The organism is Burkholderia sp. THE68, from assembly GCF_009938265.1.
GTDB lineage: Bacteria > Pseudomonadota > Gammaproteobacteria > Burkholderiales > Burkholderiaceae > Caballeronia.
Genome location: NZ_AP022316.1, coordinates 987,891 through 1,000,546 on the forward strand (window position 1 = coordinate 987,891; position 12,656 = coordinate 1,000,546).

General features: G+C 63.8%; 16 protein-coding genes. 8 read left to right on the top strand and 8 right to left on the bottom strand.

The features are described from left to right. The first annotated feature begins 12 nt into the window (after window positions 1–12). On the top strand, window positions 13–186 hold the full coding sequence (locus tag BTHE68_RS18140; protein WP_162067663.1) for a hypothetical protein: 174 nt from the start codon (window positions 13–15) through the stop codon (window positions 184–186). A gap of 52 nt (window positions 187–238) precedes the next feature. Here the strand turns inward: BTHE68_RS18140 and BTHE68_RS18145 are convergent, their stop codons facing one another. Next, on the bottom strand, window positions 239–577 hold the full coding sequence (locus tag BTHE68_RS18145; RefSeq protein WP_232077949.1) for a hypothetical protein: 339 nt from the start codon (window positions 575–577) through the stop codon (window positions 239–241). 294 nt (window positions 578–871) lie between these two features. Here BTHE68_RS18145 and BTHE68_RS18150 point away from each other — a divergent pair, with 294 nt between their 5' ends. Further along, window positions 872–1,306 carry a hypothetical protein gene (locus tag BTHE68_RS18150; protein WP_162067664.1) on the top strand — a complete coding sequence of 145 codons (435 nt, stop codon included), beginning with the start codon at window positions 872–874 and terminating at the stop codon, window positions 1,304–1,306. Between the two features lie 11 nt (window positions 1,307–1,317). Here BTHE68_RS18150 and BTHE68_RS18155 read toward each other — a convergent pair whose 3' ends face one another. Together BTHE68_RS18155 and BTHE68_RS18160 are read right to left on the bottom strand one after the other, a co-directional pair. After that, window positions 1,318–1,521, bottom strand: coding sequence for a hypothetical protein (locus BTHE68_RS18155; RefSeq protein WP_162067665.1), 204 nt, complete (start codon window positions 1,519–1,521; stop codon window positions 1,318–1,320). Between the two features lie 307 nt (window positions 1,522–1,828). Beyond that, window positions 1,829–2,011 (bottom strand): hypothetical protein, encoded by a 183-nt coding sequence (locus tag BTHE68_RS18160; protein ID WP_162067666.1) that lies wholly within the window; start codon window positions 2,009–2,011, stop codon window positions 1,829–1,831. 296 nt (window positions 2,012–2,307) lie between these two features. Between BTHE68_RS18160 and BTHE68_RS18165 the strand changes: the two genes are divergently transcribed. Continuing rightward, window positions 2,308–3,246, top strand: coding sequence for a DMT family transporter (locus tag BTHE68_RS18165; protein WP_162067667.1), 939 nt, complete (start codon window positions 2,308–2,310; stop codon window positions 3,244–3,246). Window positions 3,247–3,300: 54 nt separating this feature from the next. On the opposite strand, the gene BTHE68_RS18170 is transcribed toward BTHE68_RS18165, so the two are convergent. Continuing rightward, on the bottom strand, window positions 3,301–3,528 hold the full coding sequence (locus tag BTHE68_RS18170; protein ID WP_232077950.1) for a helix-turn-helix domain-containing protein: 228 nt from the start codon (window positions 3,526–3,528) through the stop codon (window positions 3,301–3,303). Window positions 3,529–4,153: 625 nt separating this feature from the next. On the opposite strand from BTHE68_RS18170, the gene phaP reads away from it, so the two are divergent. Next, a complete protein-coding gene (phaP, locus tag BTHE68_RS18175; protein ID WP_225936273.1) occupies window positions 4,154–4,720 on the top strand; it encodes a TIGR01841 family phasin in 567 nt (188 codons plus the stop codon). Between the two features lie 52 nt (window positions 4,721–4,772). Here phaP and BTHE68_RS18180 read toward each other — a convergent pair whose 3' ends face one another. The 4 genes from BTHE68_RS18180 to BTHE68_RS37170 are packed head-to-tail and all read right to left on the bottom strand — an operon-like array spanning window position 4,773 to window position 7,277. Continuing rightward, window positions 4,773–5,141: a DOPA 4,5-dioxygenase family protein gene (locus tag BTHE68_RS18180; RefSeq protein ID WP_162067669.1), complete on the bottom strand. Its 369-nt coding sequence runs from the start codon at window positions 5,139–5,141 to the stop codon at window positions 4,773–4,775. A gap of 53 nt (window positions 5,142–5,194) precedes the next feature. Beyond that, window positions 5,195–5,557, bottom strand: a complete 363-nt coding sequence (locus tag BTHE68_RS18185) for a hypothetical protein (RefSeq protein WP_232077951.1) — start codon at window positions 5,555–5,557, stop codon at window positions 5,195–5,197. Beyond that, entirely contained in the window at window positions 5,554–7,107 is a 1,554-nt protein-coding gene (locus tag BTHE68_RS18190; RefSeq protein ID WP_162068256.1) for an FAD-binding oxidoreductase, read from the bottom strand. Before BTHE68_RS18190 ends, BTHE68_RS18185 begins: the two co-directional genes overlap by 4 nt. A 41-nt stretch (window positions 7,108–7,148) precedes the next feature. Further along, window positions 7,149–7,277, bottom strand: coding sequence for a hypothetical protein (locus BTHE68_RS37170; protein WP_286202788.1), 129 nt, complete (start codon window positions 7,275–7,277; stop codon window positions 7,149–7,151). A 153-nt stretch (window positions 7,278–7,430) separates the two neighbouring features. Between BTHE68_RS37170 and BTHE68_RS18195 the strand changes: the two genes are divergently transcribed. The 4 genes from BTHE68_RS18195 to BTHE68_RS18210 all read left to right on the top strand — a co-directional run bounded on the left by BTHE68_RS18195 (window position 7,431) and on the right by BTHE68_RS18210 (window position 12,648). Continuing rightward, window positions 7,431–8,840: an aminotransferase-like domain-containing protein gene (locus BTHE68_RS18195; protein WP_162067670.1), complete on the top strand. Its 1,410-nt coding sequence runs from the start codon at window positions 7,431–7,433 to the stop codon at window positions 8,838–8,840. Between the two features lie 42 nt (window positions 8,841–8,882). Further along, window positions 8,883–11,204 carry an ATP-dependent DNA helicase gene (locus BTHE68_RS18200; RefSeq protein ID WP_162067671.1) on the top strand — a complete coding sequence of 774 codons (2,322 nt, stop codon included), beginning with the start codon at window positions 8,883–8,885 and terminating at the stop codon, window positions 11,202–11,204. A 120-nt stretch (window positions 11,205–11,324) separates the two neighbouring features. After that, window positions 11,325–11,819, top strand: coding sequence for a hemerythrin domain-containing protein (locus BTHE68_RS18205; RefSeq protein ID WP_162067672.1), 495 nt, complete (start codon window positions 11,325–11,327; stop codon window positions 11,817–11,819). A gap of 94 nt (window positions 11,820–11,913) precedes the next feature. Then, window positions 11,914–12,648 carry a 2OG-Fe(II) oxygenase gene (locus BTHE68_RS18210; protein WP_162067673.1) on the top strand — a complete coding sequence of 245 codons (735 nt, stop codon included), beginning with the start codon at window positions 11,914–11,916 and terminating at the stop codon, window positions 12,646–12,648. The last annotated feature ends 8 nt before the right edge of the window (window positions 12,649–12,656 follow it).

Here is a 12,656-nt window from a genome sequence, read left to right on the forward strand (position 1 = left end):
AAAAGGATTGCCATGACCACGCACAAGAAAAACCAGACGGCGCCGCGCCGCGAAGGGTTCCGCTGCACCGGCGCGCAACTCGACGCCATTTGGCGCTTCGCCGAAGAGCGCAAGCTGGAGCATCAGCCGCTGCATATCGTGGTCGCCGAATACTGGCGCTGTCACGCGCACGCGAAAGCGGCCTGATCGTTCGTTCTTCTTTCGATTGCAGCGCAGCGCCGATGCGAGCGCACGGACGCTATTGTCCCGACAGCGCGCGCTGCTTGAGCACCCAGATCGCGGTCGGCACCGCGTAATAGCTGCTGACGTTGCCCGTGACGAGCTTGCCCGTCAGCTGGATGCGCGCGTTGTCCGCCGGCGTTGCGTCGATGATCTGCACCGCCGATACCGTCGACTGTTGCCGCCCGCCTTGTCCCGTGCTCGCGCTCGTGACGCAGATCGGGCTCGTCAGCGTGAGTACCCACGCCGGCTTCGCGGACGCGTCCGCTTCACGCGCGCCCTGGCGGGTCGCCGTGCCTTCGAGTGTGACGACATCGCCGTCGCTGTAGCACGGCGCCGCCGCCGCGGAGCCTGCCATCAGCACGAGCATCCAAGCACAGGCTTTCGCAATCATTCGAACCTCGCGAAGAGCGCGTCGCGTGACGCGCGGTTCCGGGACAAGAAGCTCAGTTACTTTAGGTGATAGCCGTTGGGGTCGCAACCTGCTACGGATTCGTCATCGACATCCTTCCTTTCAAAACCACCATGCGGGAACGGCCGTTGCTGATGTTCTTCTGACGAAATAAACAACACGGAGCGCGGATCAGACACGCGCATAAACACATCCGTTGCTTGGTGCGCTCGACGAAGCGGACCGACAGAGGGGGCGACGATGAATCAGGTCATAGTTGGGGTGTTCGGTTCCTATCGGGATGGACACGACGCGCTTCGCGCATTGCAGCTCGCGGGCTTGCGACGCGACGATGCACATCTTTACCGCGCGGGACGAGGAGACGTCGACATCGATGCGCTTCTGCCGCCCGCACACGACGAGGACGATGCCGAATACGTCGCGCATGGCGAGCATCAGGGCGTGATCGGCGCGCGCAACCGGTTCGTGCCGCATGAGCCATTGCCGCCGCGTCCGCCCACGCCGCACGTCTCCGATGACGCGACGCCGCAGCGAACCTTGCTCGTCATCCGTATCTCCGACGAGATCAAGCCTGGCGCCATCGGCGAGGTGCTGCACGAGCATGGCGCGATCGCGGTGAAGGACGCGAGCGGGCACTGGCGCTTCTCGCCGTTCAGAAATCCGGCACGCGTCTGAGCGGACGACGCTCAATGCATGCCCGGATGCGGCTTGCGCACAGCGAGATGCGCTTCGGACTCGGCACGCTCGTCCTCTTCCGCGTCGTCCTGCGATGCCTCATTGGCGAGATCGCGCGCTTCTTGCGCCGCTGCGGCCGCGCGCAAGCGCCGGCAATGCGCGGCATGACGAAACGTGGCGAGCATACGCACGACTTCGCGGGTTCTCGTTCTCATCGTTGCCTCCCTCGAAGCAGTTGAGAAACTACTTTAAGTGTAGGCGGCAAATACTCAGGCGCAAGGCGTTTGAGCGAAATAATGAGCCTGGATACTTTCCCGTTGGCGCAGGCTGACGCCACGTGAAAAAGCCGGGCGGCTGCTTGCGCAAACGCCCGGCTTTTGTACTGCATCACTTCTACTACAACTACTCACTTTCACGCGGTTATTACTACTGCACTGCTGTTGCAACTACTCACTTCCAAGTCACTGCGTTACCGCTATTGCTACTGCTACTGCTTCGCTACTAGTTACTGCCACTGCTTTACTACCACCGCTCCAACATCGCGACGGCATCGGTCGGCGAACGATTCTGCTCGTGATCGACCGCAAACATCGTGCTGCTATCTGAATACATGTCGAATGCGGCGCGGCCGGTATTCATCGACATGAACGCGATCAGGCTCATCGACATGACCGCGGCGGCGAGGATGATGCGCTTCTTGTTCATGATTGCTGTTCGTGCTGTGTCGTTCGGCGTTGATGAAATATTAGAGAGCCACGCATAGGAAAGCTCTAATCCGCGTCTTAAATTGCATCGACAAAAATTAGGACCGAAAAGCACGAACGGTTGATGATCCCCACTGCCGCATCACGCGTTTGTTCGAACCGTCTAGTACATTTACCGTGTCGTGACCCACACACAACACGCATGAAAAGAACTTTACTGTCGCCTTGCCAGTAGCCTGCGATGCCGGGAGAATTGAAGCAACGGCCTAAAAGCCGTCCTTCACAAACGAGAGTTCGATGGCAACCTTAGAGGGCAAGGCGCGATACCGGATTGATACCGATAACACCGGCACCGGTATCGCCATCATGATCCTGACGACGGCACTCTTCGCTGCCAGCGATTCCACCGTCAAGCTGATCGGCACCGCGGTCCCTCTGCTTGCGCTCCTCTGGGTGCGCTATCTCTTCCAGATGATCGTGCTGGGCGTCTGGCAAGTCCGGCGCGGCGCGTTCGGGCTGTTTCGCACGGGCGCGATCAAGCTCCAGGTCGTGCGCGCGGTGCTCCTCCTCACCAATTCCGCCTGCACGTTCGCGGGCCTGCGGCATCTGCCGCTGCCGGTCACGACATCGCTCGCGATGCTCGCGCCGCTCATCTCCACGCTGCTCGCCGCGCTCGTGCTGAAAGACGAAGTGCCGCGCAGCAAATGGGCGATGGTCGTGCTCGGTTTCATCGGCATGTTGCTCGTCGTGCGGCCGGGCGGCAGTCAGTTCAGCTGGACCGTGATCTTTCCGATCGGCGCGGCGACGACCTTCGCGTGCTTTCAAGTCTTGTCGAGCCATCTTTCGCGTGTCGACGACGCGATCACCACCAACTTTCTCACGGCGCTCGTCGCGACGGTCGTGCTGTGCGTGCTCGTCTGGATGGATCAGGCCGAGACCTTGCCGGCGCTCGCGCAAGTGCGCGTGGGAAGCTGGCTGCTCGTCGTCTTCATGGCGACGATGGCAACCGGCGGGCAACTGCTGATGTTGCAGGCGCTGCGCCGCGCGCCGCTGTCCCTGCTGACGCCCTTTTCCTACGGTCAGCTCGCATTCGCCGCGTTCTTCAGCTGGCTGCTGTTCGGCCAGGTGCCCGACATGTGGATGGCAATCGGCATGTGCGTGATCGCCGCGAGCGGCATCGGCACCGTGCTGATGCATGGACGCAAGCCGGCGCCGTCCGTACCGACGGAAATCTGACGTTCAGGGAAGCACGACAGACGGCGCGCGCAAGGCGCGCCGCCGCGAACGCGTTCAGTTGGCGTGATGCGCGTGCTGCGCCTGGCCCGTGCAGAGCCAGTGCGGATCGATATCCAGCGCTTTCGCGATGCGGCTGAATGCGGCAAACGGCGGAACCGTGATGCCGCGCCGCCAGAATTGCACGTCGTGCTCGCTTACGTCGAGCCAGCCAGCGGCTTTTGCGGAACTGATGTTGGCTTTCTGCAGGGCTCGGTCGAGCCGCGCGGCCATGGCGCGCCGCAAGGTGTTGTCTTCGTGACTACGCTCAAGGTGGCCCAGGGTTTGGGAATGTCGCCCCATTTTCTCTAATTCTCTCGATTTATATCTATATGCCGTTCAGCGCCGGCTCATTCGCGCGAGGTGAAGCGTACGCATTTACGATGACGAGGCAGTGACAGGAACAACTCCTCTCGCCTGCTCTGGAAATGCCGATCGACCCGCGCGTTGCAGTGCGAGATTGTTTCAACTGGCACATCAATGCGTCAAGTGGGTAAACAACGCATTCGAACGCTTTTGGCTTAGGTGTTTACGAGCAGAATGCCGCTACGCTTGACGGACAGGCAGCTATGCGACCGCAGCTTCTCCGTCCGGTCGGACGGGATTCTTTCGAATTTCGGAATATTGCCAGAAAATGAAATGATCGTTCGGATTATGTGATGCGTGATCAGAGTATACAGTCCTCAAAGCCTGCTTATTAATTGACTATTAGCCATTATTTTTGATCAGATAGCAGCCTGGTTTAAAGTCAAGCGGGGAAAACGTAATTGACACTTCATCCACTTGGCTTAGAATAAGGCATTCGCTGCACTGCACAATTCAGCGGTACCTCATTGCGCTATCTATTCGCAACTTCCCTATGGAGTCGAGCATGAGCAGTCTTGCGCCGGAAAACGTAATCGCGTCACAAAAGGCCGGAGTCGACACGACCTTCGGTCTCGCCTCCCGAGCTGTCGAGGGTTTCGAGAAACTGGTCGATTTGAACGTGCGTACGGTCAGAACGACGCTCGACGAACATCAGGCGCTGATCGCCCGGTCGCTGTCCGTGCGCGATCCGCAGGAATTCTTCGCGTTTCAGAACCAGCATCTGCAAGACAGCGCGAAGCGCGTGCAGGCTTACTGGCTGGGCGTCTATGAGATCGCGGCGGGCGTGCGCGGCGGTTATCTCGAAGCGGCGCAGGATCAGATCGAGAAGTCGCAGCGCAATGTTCAGGCGTTCGTCCAGAGCCTCGCGAGCAACGCGCCCGTCGGCAGCGAAGCCGTGGTGACGGCGTGGAAGACCGCGATCGACGCCGCGACCGAATCGGCGAATTCGGCTTATGAAGCCGCCAAGCGAGCCGCGCAGCAAGTGGTCGAGGCCGCGCAGAACGACGCTAGCGTAGCGAGTCAGACGGCCGTGCGCGCCGTGTCGCCGAAAACGGCCAGCGCGAAGAAGTAATCTCGCGAGCAGTCAAGAAAAGGCGGACGCGGTCCGCCTTTTTCTTTTTGCATCAGCCACCCAGACTCGTCAGCACGAGTTCGTGCGAACGGCCGATCCACACGGCCGAATCGCGATGATCGACGAGCGCATCGCCGGTATTCGGATGCATGAAGACGTCGAGCGCGCCGTGATTGAGCGTGAGCCACGCGAGCATCGGCGCGAGCAGGTCGCCGCCGAATCCCAACTGGAACGACCACATCGGATGCGGTCCAACCGGGCGTTCGTGAAAACGGCCGAGGCGCAACGCGCCGCTTTGCAGTTCGTCCGCGAAACGCGCTTCAATGACGAGCCGCAATTGCCACGCGGCGTCGCGGCTCACGGCATCGAAATAAACGTGCGCGTGCCAGTCGGCGATCGTGCGGGTGTGCGTGGCTTCCATCGTTTCGTCCGTGCGCGGCAATATCGAGATGCGTTCATTCTAGCGAAGCGCTTTCAGCCGTGTTCGAGCGTCCATAGCAGCGAGCCGTCGTCCCACGCGCGATGATGCTGCGCGCGCATACCGATCTCCGCGCCCAGTTGCGCGAAAACGAAGGCATCCGCGAAGCGCGTGATTCCGCCGATTCCATCGGAACGCGCAACCGCTTCCTTCGACAATCGCTCGATCCAGAGCCAGCCCGCATCGCCGGAAAGCGCGGCGAAACGGGCGTCCCGACGCAACACGAGGCGACGTTGCGGCAAGTCCCGATCGACGACCCAGATGCGCGTCGAAGCCCGCATGACGACGCCGGACGCGTTCCACGGCCATCCCGCTGCGCCCATCGCGATGAGGAACTCACGCCGCGTCGTGCTCATCATCCGTCCCGCGAAAAAAACTTCGACGGCCAGATGCCCTGCTTGCCCGGCGACAGAATGCCGTTCGGATCGAGCGCGCGCTTGATCGTTTCCGATAGCCGCATCGAGGCGTGATCGTTGAAATCGTATTGCGCGGCGGCGAGATCCATATACGCGAGATGCGTCCGATATTGCCCGTAGCCCGCCGCGCCCGCGTCGCGGATCAGCGTTTCGATCAGCGCGCCCGCCGCGCGCGACTGTTTCGGATCGTCGAGATCGAAAATCGCCGCGAAGATGTGATGCATCGCGCGTTCGCCCACCGTGAAACCGCCGTAATAGTCGAAGCCGGATTGCTCGGCACGCTCGCGGACCATACGCACCTGTTTGACGGCATCGCGTCCGATCGGCGGGCAGACCGGCGAGAAATCGATATGCGCGCCCGAGCCGCCACGCCAGTTCAGCAGGCTGAATGCTTCGAGACCGGGAATGCCCACTTGCGCGCGATCGCCGCCGCCCTCGGGTTCCACGACGCCCTCGCGATACGGCATCTCGAAGAGCGTCGCGCCCGCGATCGGCTTGAAGCGTGCGTGCACGATATCGCGCCGCGCCTTCACGAGCGACTCCGGCCCGTACAGGCAGAAGCGCAGATTCCAGCGCCCGATGCCGATCCTGCGCGCCATCGCGTCGATGGCGTCGTCGGGCATGGCGCCGTCGCCGTCGTACCACTGTTTGCGCGTCGACACGCCCGCCGCCCAGCGCACCGCGCTTTCGATGACCGCGTTGCTCTGGATCGTGCCGTCGCGCCTGAGCGGGCGCAGCGTATCGACGATGGCTTCCAGATCGTCCTCGCGCGCGAATGCGTAGCGGCAGATCATGTAGCCCTCGGGCGCCGGCATGAGCCAAAGACCCAGTTTCGTGACCACGCCGAAGTTCGACTGCATGAACATGCCGTCATATGACGGCCCGAAGCCGCTTTTGAACACCTGCCAGTCGCGGCTCGACGACATCGCGCCCATGCCGGTGCGTACCACCTCGCCGTTCGCGAGCACGACTTCCATGCCGCACTGATTGGCCGCGTGGTCGCCGTAAGGCGTCGTGCCGTAGCCGCGTTCGAGCGTGTTGCCGATCACGCTGCCCCAGCCGGCCGCGGGCGGATCGAGCCAGAAACGCCGCGGCGTGCCGAGCGCGCGATGCAGATCGTAGTACGTCACGCCCGGCTCGACGAGCGCATGACCCAATGTCTCGTCGATCTCGATGATGCGGTTCATCCGCCGCAGATCGAGCACGACGCAACCGCGCATGCGCGGGGCCGCGCCGCCGTATGCGAAGTTGCGCCCCGTCGAGACGGTCCAGAGCGGCACGCGATACCGGTTCGCCACCGCCAACGCCGCGCGCACGCCGTCGACATCGTTCGGCAGCACGACGGCGGACGGCGCATGCGCCGACGCATCGCCGGGCGCGAACGGATCGAGATACGGCTCGAGTTGCGAAGCGGCATCGTTCGGCACCACCGCATCGCCGCCGAGCGCCGCCGCGAAAGCCGCGAGCGCCGCACGAAACTGCGCCGCCGACATGCCCGGCGGCAACGGCGCGGTGTCGGGACCGGCAGACGCGCTCAATATCCGCCGCTGCTGCCGCTGCTGGACGTCGTGCCGGATGACGTCGAACCGCCATCGGTCTGACATCCCGCGAGCAGGCCGGCGAGGAGCGCGAGCACGACTGTTGCGATTCTGGCGAGTTTCATGAAACGACCTCCGAAAGTTTCAAAACCAGGCGCGGCGATTAAACCGCTTGTCCATTAAACGCGCGGCGGTACGTCGATATTCCTTCGCGAAACCGTGTGAGACAATTTCGCGCCGCGCAAAGCCTGCGCGCGAACTCTTACTCACGTCACGCGATGAAGCGCTATCAAGCCCTTGCCGACACGATGGCCGCCGAGATTCGCGCGGGCCGGCTGGCCGTCGGCACGCGCCTGCCTTCGGTGCGGCATTTGACGACGCAATACGGCGTCGGACAATCGACGGTCTTTCGGGCGTATTACCTGCTCGAAGAGTGGGGGCTGATTCGCGCGCGCGAGCGCTCCGGCTATTACGTCGCGCCGGGCGCGACGCTGCCGCAGCAAACGCCGCCGCCCGCCCCGCTCACGGAGCCCGCGCCCATCGACGTGAGCAGTCTCGTCTTCTCCGTGCTCGATGCCGTCAAGCGTCCGGACATCGTGCCGCTGGGTTCGGCGTTTCCATCGCCGGCGCTCTTTCCGTTGCCGCGTCTCGCGAAATCGCTCGCGCACGCGGCCCGCATGCTCGATCCGTGGAGCACCGTCGTCGACATGCCGCCGGGCAACGAGCAACTGCGGCGGCAGATCGCGCTGCGTTACATCGGCATGGGCATCGCGCAGCCGGTGGACGAACTCATCGTCACGAACGGCGCGATGGAAGCGCTCACGCTCTGTCTGATGGCGGTGACGAAGCCCGGCGATGTTGTCGCGATCGAATCGCCGTGCTTCTATGCGGCGTTGCAGGCGGTCGAGCATCTGGGACTGCGCGCGGTCGAGATTCCCGTCGATCCGCGTGATGGTCTCGATCTCGACGTGCTCGCCGAAGCGCTCGACAAACATCCGGTGCGCGCGTGCTGGTTCATGACGAACTTCCAGAATCCGACCGGCGTGACGCTGTCCGTCGAGAAAAAGCGCGCGCTGGTCGCGTTGCTGGCGAAGCACGAGGTTCCGCTCATCGAGGACGACGTCTACGGCGAGCTGCATTTCGCGCAGGATCGCCCACCGCCCGCGAAAGCCTTCGATACCCAAGGGCTCGTGATGCATTGCGCATCGCTGTCGAAGACGCTCGCGCCGGGTTATCGGCTCGGCTGGGTCGCGGCGGGCCGCCATGCCGGCGCGATCCGCCGTCTCAAGCTGATGACGAGCATCTCGACCAGCATTCCGATTCAGGCGGGCATCGCGGACTATCTTCAGCACGGCGGCTTCGACAAGCATCTGCGCAAGCTGCGCGGCGCCCTGCTCGCGCAACGCGACGCGATGGAGCAGGCCATCGCGCGCTGGCTGCCGCCGGACGTCGCGTGCGTGCGGCCCGAAGGCGGCTATTTCATGTGGCTGCAACTGGCCGGACACGTCGACGCAATGCAGTTGCATCGGCGCGCGCTCGAGCACGGCATCAACGTGACGCCGGGGCCGATCTTCTCCGCGCGCCACGCGTTCGGGAACCACGTGCGCATCAACTTCGGCCATCCGTGGTCGCCGCAGATCGAAAGCGCGATGAAAACCCTCGGCACGCTGTTGCGCGCGGCATCCTGAAACGCGCTTTGGCGTCGATAAGCGCATGCTAGACTGCTGTACATGCATACAGTACCCGAGCCCGCCTACACGGTCGCCGTACGCGCGCTGTGCGAGTTCACGGCGAAGCAGGGCGATCTCGATCTGCGCTTCACGCCGACGCCGAGCGCGCAGGAAGGCGTCGCGGGCCACGTGACCGTCACGGGCCGGCGGCCTGCCGGCTACCAGAAGGAAATCTCGCTGTCGGAAACCTGGGGGCCGCTGTGCGTGCGTGGCCGCGCCGACGGCTACGATCCCGCGCTCAACCGGCTCGAAGAGATCAAGACGCATCGCGGCAGGCTCGAATCGATGCCGCAGAATCATCGGCATCTGCATTGGGCGCAGGCGCGCGTCTACGGACATCTGATGTGCCGCAAGCTCGGGCTCGACGCCATCGAGATCGCGCTCGTCTATTTCGATATCGTCGATCAGAGCGAGAGCGCGCTCGTCGAGACGCATACGGCCAGCGCGCTCGCCGCGCATTTCGAGGCGCAGTGCGAACGCTTCATCGCGTGGGCGCGGCAGGAACTCGCGCACGCCGCCGCGCGCGACGCCGCACTCTCCGCGCTCGCGTTTCCGCACGCGGATTTCCGGCCCGGCCAGCGCGCGCTCGCGGAAGCGGTGTATCGCTCGGCGGTGTCGGGGCGCTGTCTTGCCGTGCAGGCGCCGACTGGCATCGGCAAGACGGTCGGCACGCTCTTTCCGCTTCTCAAGGCGTGGCCGGGCCAGCGACTCGACAAGATCTTCTTTCTCACGGCGAAAAGCGCGGGACGCCAGTTGGCGCTCGATGCGCTGACGACGCTCGCCGCGACGCCCTTGCGCGTCGTCGAACTCGTCGCGCGCGACAAGGCTTGTGAATATCCGGATCGCGCGTGTCACGGCGAATCGTGTCCGCTCGCGCGCGGCTTCTACGATCGCCTCGCCGATGCGCGCGCCGCCGCGCTCGACTGCGCGCAGCTCGATCGCGCGTCGATTGCCGAGGTCGCGCGGCGGCATGAAGTCTGTCCGTACTATCTGAGCCAGGAACTGTCGCGCTGGGGCGATGTGATCGTCGGCGATTACAACTACTACTTCGATACCAGCGCGATGCTGTTCGCGCTCGCGGAGGCGAGTCGCTGGCGCGTGGCGGTGCTCGTCGACGAAGCTCACAATCTCGTCGAACGCGCGCGCGGCATGTATTCCGCGACGCTCGATCAGGCCGCCTTCAACGCGATGCGCCGTGGCGCGCCGCCGTTGCTGAAAAAGGCGCTCGGCCGTGTCGCGCGAAGCTGGAACGAGACGGCGAGCGGCCAGCACGCCGCCGGCGTCGAATACGCGGCGCATCCGGAATCGCCCGCGCGGTTTCTGAAAGCGCTCGGGCAAGCCGTCTCGCTGATGACCGAGACGCTCGGCGAGCAACCCGACGTTTTCACGCCCGACACCCTGCGTTTCTATTTCGATGCGCTGCATTTCACGCGTATCGCGGAGCGTTTCGGGACGCATTCGATCTTCGACATCACGCTGACGCTCGCGGCTTCGGCCACGAAAAAGCCCAACGCCGTGCTGTGCCTGCGCAACGTGATTCCCGCGCCGCATCTCGCGCCGCGCTTCGCGCGCGCGCACTGCGTCGCGCTCTTTTCCGCGACGCTCACGCCCGCGCATTTCTACGCCGATACGCTCGGGCTGCCGCAGTCGAGCGTGCGTATCGATGTCGAATCGCCCTTCTCCGCCGATCAACTCGACGTGCGCGCGATCGCCGATCTCTCCACGCGCTATCGCGACCGCGAGCGCTCGGTGGATCGCATCGCGGATCTCATCGCCGCGCAGTATTTCCGCGCCGAAGGCAACTATCTGAGCTTCTTCAGCAGCTTCGACTATCTCGCGCAGGTGGCGGCGGCGCTCGCGGCGCGGCATCCTTCGATTCCATGCTGGCAGCAGTCCCGCGCGATGAGCGAGGCGGCGCAACGCGAATTTCTCGCGCGCTTCGTGCCGGACGGACGCGGCGTCGGCTTCGCGGTGCTGGGCGGCGCGTTCGGCGAAGCGATCGACTTGCCGGGCACGCGGCTCATCGGCGCGTTCGTCGCGACGCTCGGCCTGCCGCAGTTGAACCCCGTCAACCAGCAGATGAAGGCGCGCATGCACGAAGCGTTCGGCGAAGGCTACGCGTACACGTATCTCTTTCCCGGCTTGCAGAAAGTCGTGCAGGCGGCCGGCCGCGTGATTCGCGGGCCGCTCGATCGCGGCGTGCTGTTTCTGATCGACGACCGCTTCGCGCGCGCCGAAGTGCGGCGACTGTTGCCCGCGTGGTGGCGGGTGAAGGTGCTGCGGCAACGTGACCTGAACATTGCGGTGGATTCGACCATTTAGACCGGCGCGACGACGCCGTTAACTGGTCAAATCGCGGGCATTTGTCTTGCTGCACTTCGGCATCTCAGGACACGCAGATGTCGCTTGACGGGCCGCCAGAGCCCTTTATTGGAGAACCCCATGTCTATCGCTCAAACCCCGCGACCCATTGATGCGCTCGACATGCTCGAAGCCGATCACCGTGCGATCGAACAATTGTTCGATGCCTTCGAACGCGCCGACGCCAACGATTTCGAGCGCAGGAACGCGCTCGCGCAGCGCGCGTGCGAGTTGCTGACGATTCACACGATCGTCGAGGAAGAATTGCTGTATGCCGATGCCCAGCATGCGCTCGCCGCGCACGAACGTATCGATGTGGACGAGGCCTATGTCGAGCATTTTCTCGTCAAGACGCTGATCGAACGGCTCACGAACCTGAAAGCGGGCGAAGACGGCTTCGACGCGACCTTCAAGGTGCTCAAGGAAAACACGACGCATCACATCGAGGAAGAAGAATCCACGCTCTTTCCGGAAGTGCGCAGAGCGAAGATGGAACTCGTCGCGCTCGGCGCGAAGATGGCCGCGCGCAAGGCCGCGCTGCAGGAGCGCATCGCGGAGACCGCGATGGCGCATTGACCGCCGGCGCGAATTGCACAGCAAGACCCGGAGTGCGTGAACCGGGCGCCCGGCGCACACTGCGGGCACGCTCACGCACATCCGGAGAAACGACATGAAGGTGCTCGAACGCGCAACGGCGGCGAATATGGAAGCACGCATCGACGCGCTCGACTGGGCCGATCTCGAAGCCCAACTGGATGGCTACGGCTGCGCCACGACGCCCGCGCTCCTCACGCCCGAAGAATGCGAGGCGCTTGCCGCCCAGTACGATCGCGACGGGATTTTTCGCAGCCGCGTCGTGATGGAGCGCCACGGCTTCGGGCGCGGCGAATACAAGTACTTCGCGTATCCCCTGCCCGACACGCTCGAGCGCGTGCGGCGCGCGGTCTATCCGCATCTCGCGCCGGTCGCCAATCGCTGGAATGAGGTCATGCGTATCGAGATGCGCTATCCAGGTGAGCACGCGGCGTTCATCGAGCGCTGTCATCGCGCGGGGCAGACGCGGCCGACGCCGTTGTTGCTACGTTACGTGCCCGGCGATTTCAACTGCCTGCATCAGGATCTCTACGGCGAACACGTTTTCCCGATTCAGATGGCGATCCTGCTTTCCGCGCCCGGCCGCGATTTCACCGGCGGCGAATTCGTGATGACCGAGCAGCGTCCGCGCATGCAGTCGCGCGCGGAAGTCGTGCCGCTTTCACAGGGCGATGCGGTGTTCTTCGCCGTGCATCATCGGCCGGTGCAGGGCACGCGCGGGCCGTATCGCGTGAACATGAAGCACGGCGTGAGCCGCCTGCGCTCGGGGCGGCGGCACATGCTGGGGGTGATCTTTCACGACGCGCGGTGAGCGCGGGT

What these genes read in the sequence shown, in the direction of transcription:
- BTHE68_RS18140 (WP_162067663.1), top strand. Translation starts at nt 13, where the DNA reads ATGACCACGCACAAGAAAAACCAGACGGCGCCGCGCCGCGAAGGGTTC.
- BTHE68_RS18145 (WP_232077949.1), bottom strand. Translation starts at nt 577, where the DNA reads ATGGCAGGCTCCGCGGCGGCGGCGCCGTGCTACAGCGACGGCGATGTC.
- BTHE68_RS18150 (WP_162067664.1), top strand. Translation starts at nt 872, where the DNA reads ATGAATCAGGTCATAGTTGGGGTGTTCGGTTCCTATCGGGATGGACAC.
- BTHE68_RS18155 (WP_162067665.1), bottom strand. Translation starts at nt 1,521, where the DNA reads ATGAGAACGAGAACCCGCGAAGTCGTGCGTATGCTCGCCACGTTTCGT.
- BTHE68_RS18160 (WP_162067666.1), bottom strand. Translation starts at nt 2,011, where the DNA reads ATGAACAAGAAGCGCATCATCCTCGCCGCCGCGGTCATGTCGATGAGC.
- BTHE68_RS18165 (WP_162067667.1), top strand. Translation starts at nt 2,308, where the DNA reads ATGGCAACCTTAGAGGGCAAGGCGCGATACCGGATTGATACCGATAAC.
- phaP (WP_225936273.1), top strand. Translation starts at nt 4,154, where the DNA reads ATGAGCAGTCTTGCGCCGGAAAACGTAATCGCGTCACAAAAGGCCGGA.
- BTHE68_RS18180 (WP_162067669.1), bottom strand. Translation starts at nt 5,141, where the DNA reads ATGGAAGCCACGCACACCCGCACGATCGCCGACTGGCACGCGCACGTT.
- BTHE68_RS18185 (WP_232077951.1), bottom strand. Translation starts at nt 5,557, where the DNA reads ATGATGAGCACGACGCGGCGTGAGTTCCTCATCGCGATGGGCGCAGCG.
- BTHE68_RS18190 (WP_162068256.1), bottom strand. Translation starts at nt 7,107, where the DNA reads ATGTCGGCGGCGCAGTTTCGTGCGGCGCTCGCGGCTTTCGCGGCGGCG.
- BTHE68_RS37170 (WP_286202788.1), bottom strand. Translation starts at nt 7,277, where the DNA reads ATGAAACTCGCCAGAATCGCAACAGTCGTGCTCGCGCTCCTCGCCGGC.
- BTHE68_RS18195 (WP_162067670.1), top strand. Translation starts at nt 7,431, where the DNA reads ATGAAGCGCTATCAAGCCCTTGCCGACACGATGGCCGCCGAGATTCGC.
- BTHE68_RS18200 (WP_162067671.1), top strand. Translation starts at nt 8,883, where the DNA reads ATGCATACAGTACCCGAGCCCGCCTACACGGTCGCCGTACGCGCGCTG.
- BTHE68_RS18205 (WP_162067672.1), top strand. Translation starts at nt 11,325, where the DNA reads ATGTCTATCGCTCAAACCCCGCGACCCATTGATGCGCTCGACATGCTC.
- BTHE68_RS18210 (WP_162067673.1), top strand. Translation starts at nt 11,914, where the DNA reads ATGAAGGTGCTCGAACGCGCAACGGCGGCGAATATGGAAGCACGCATC.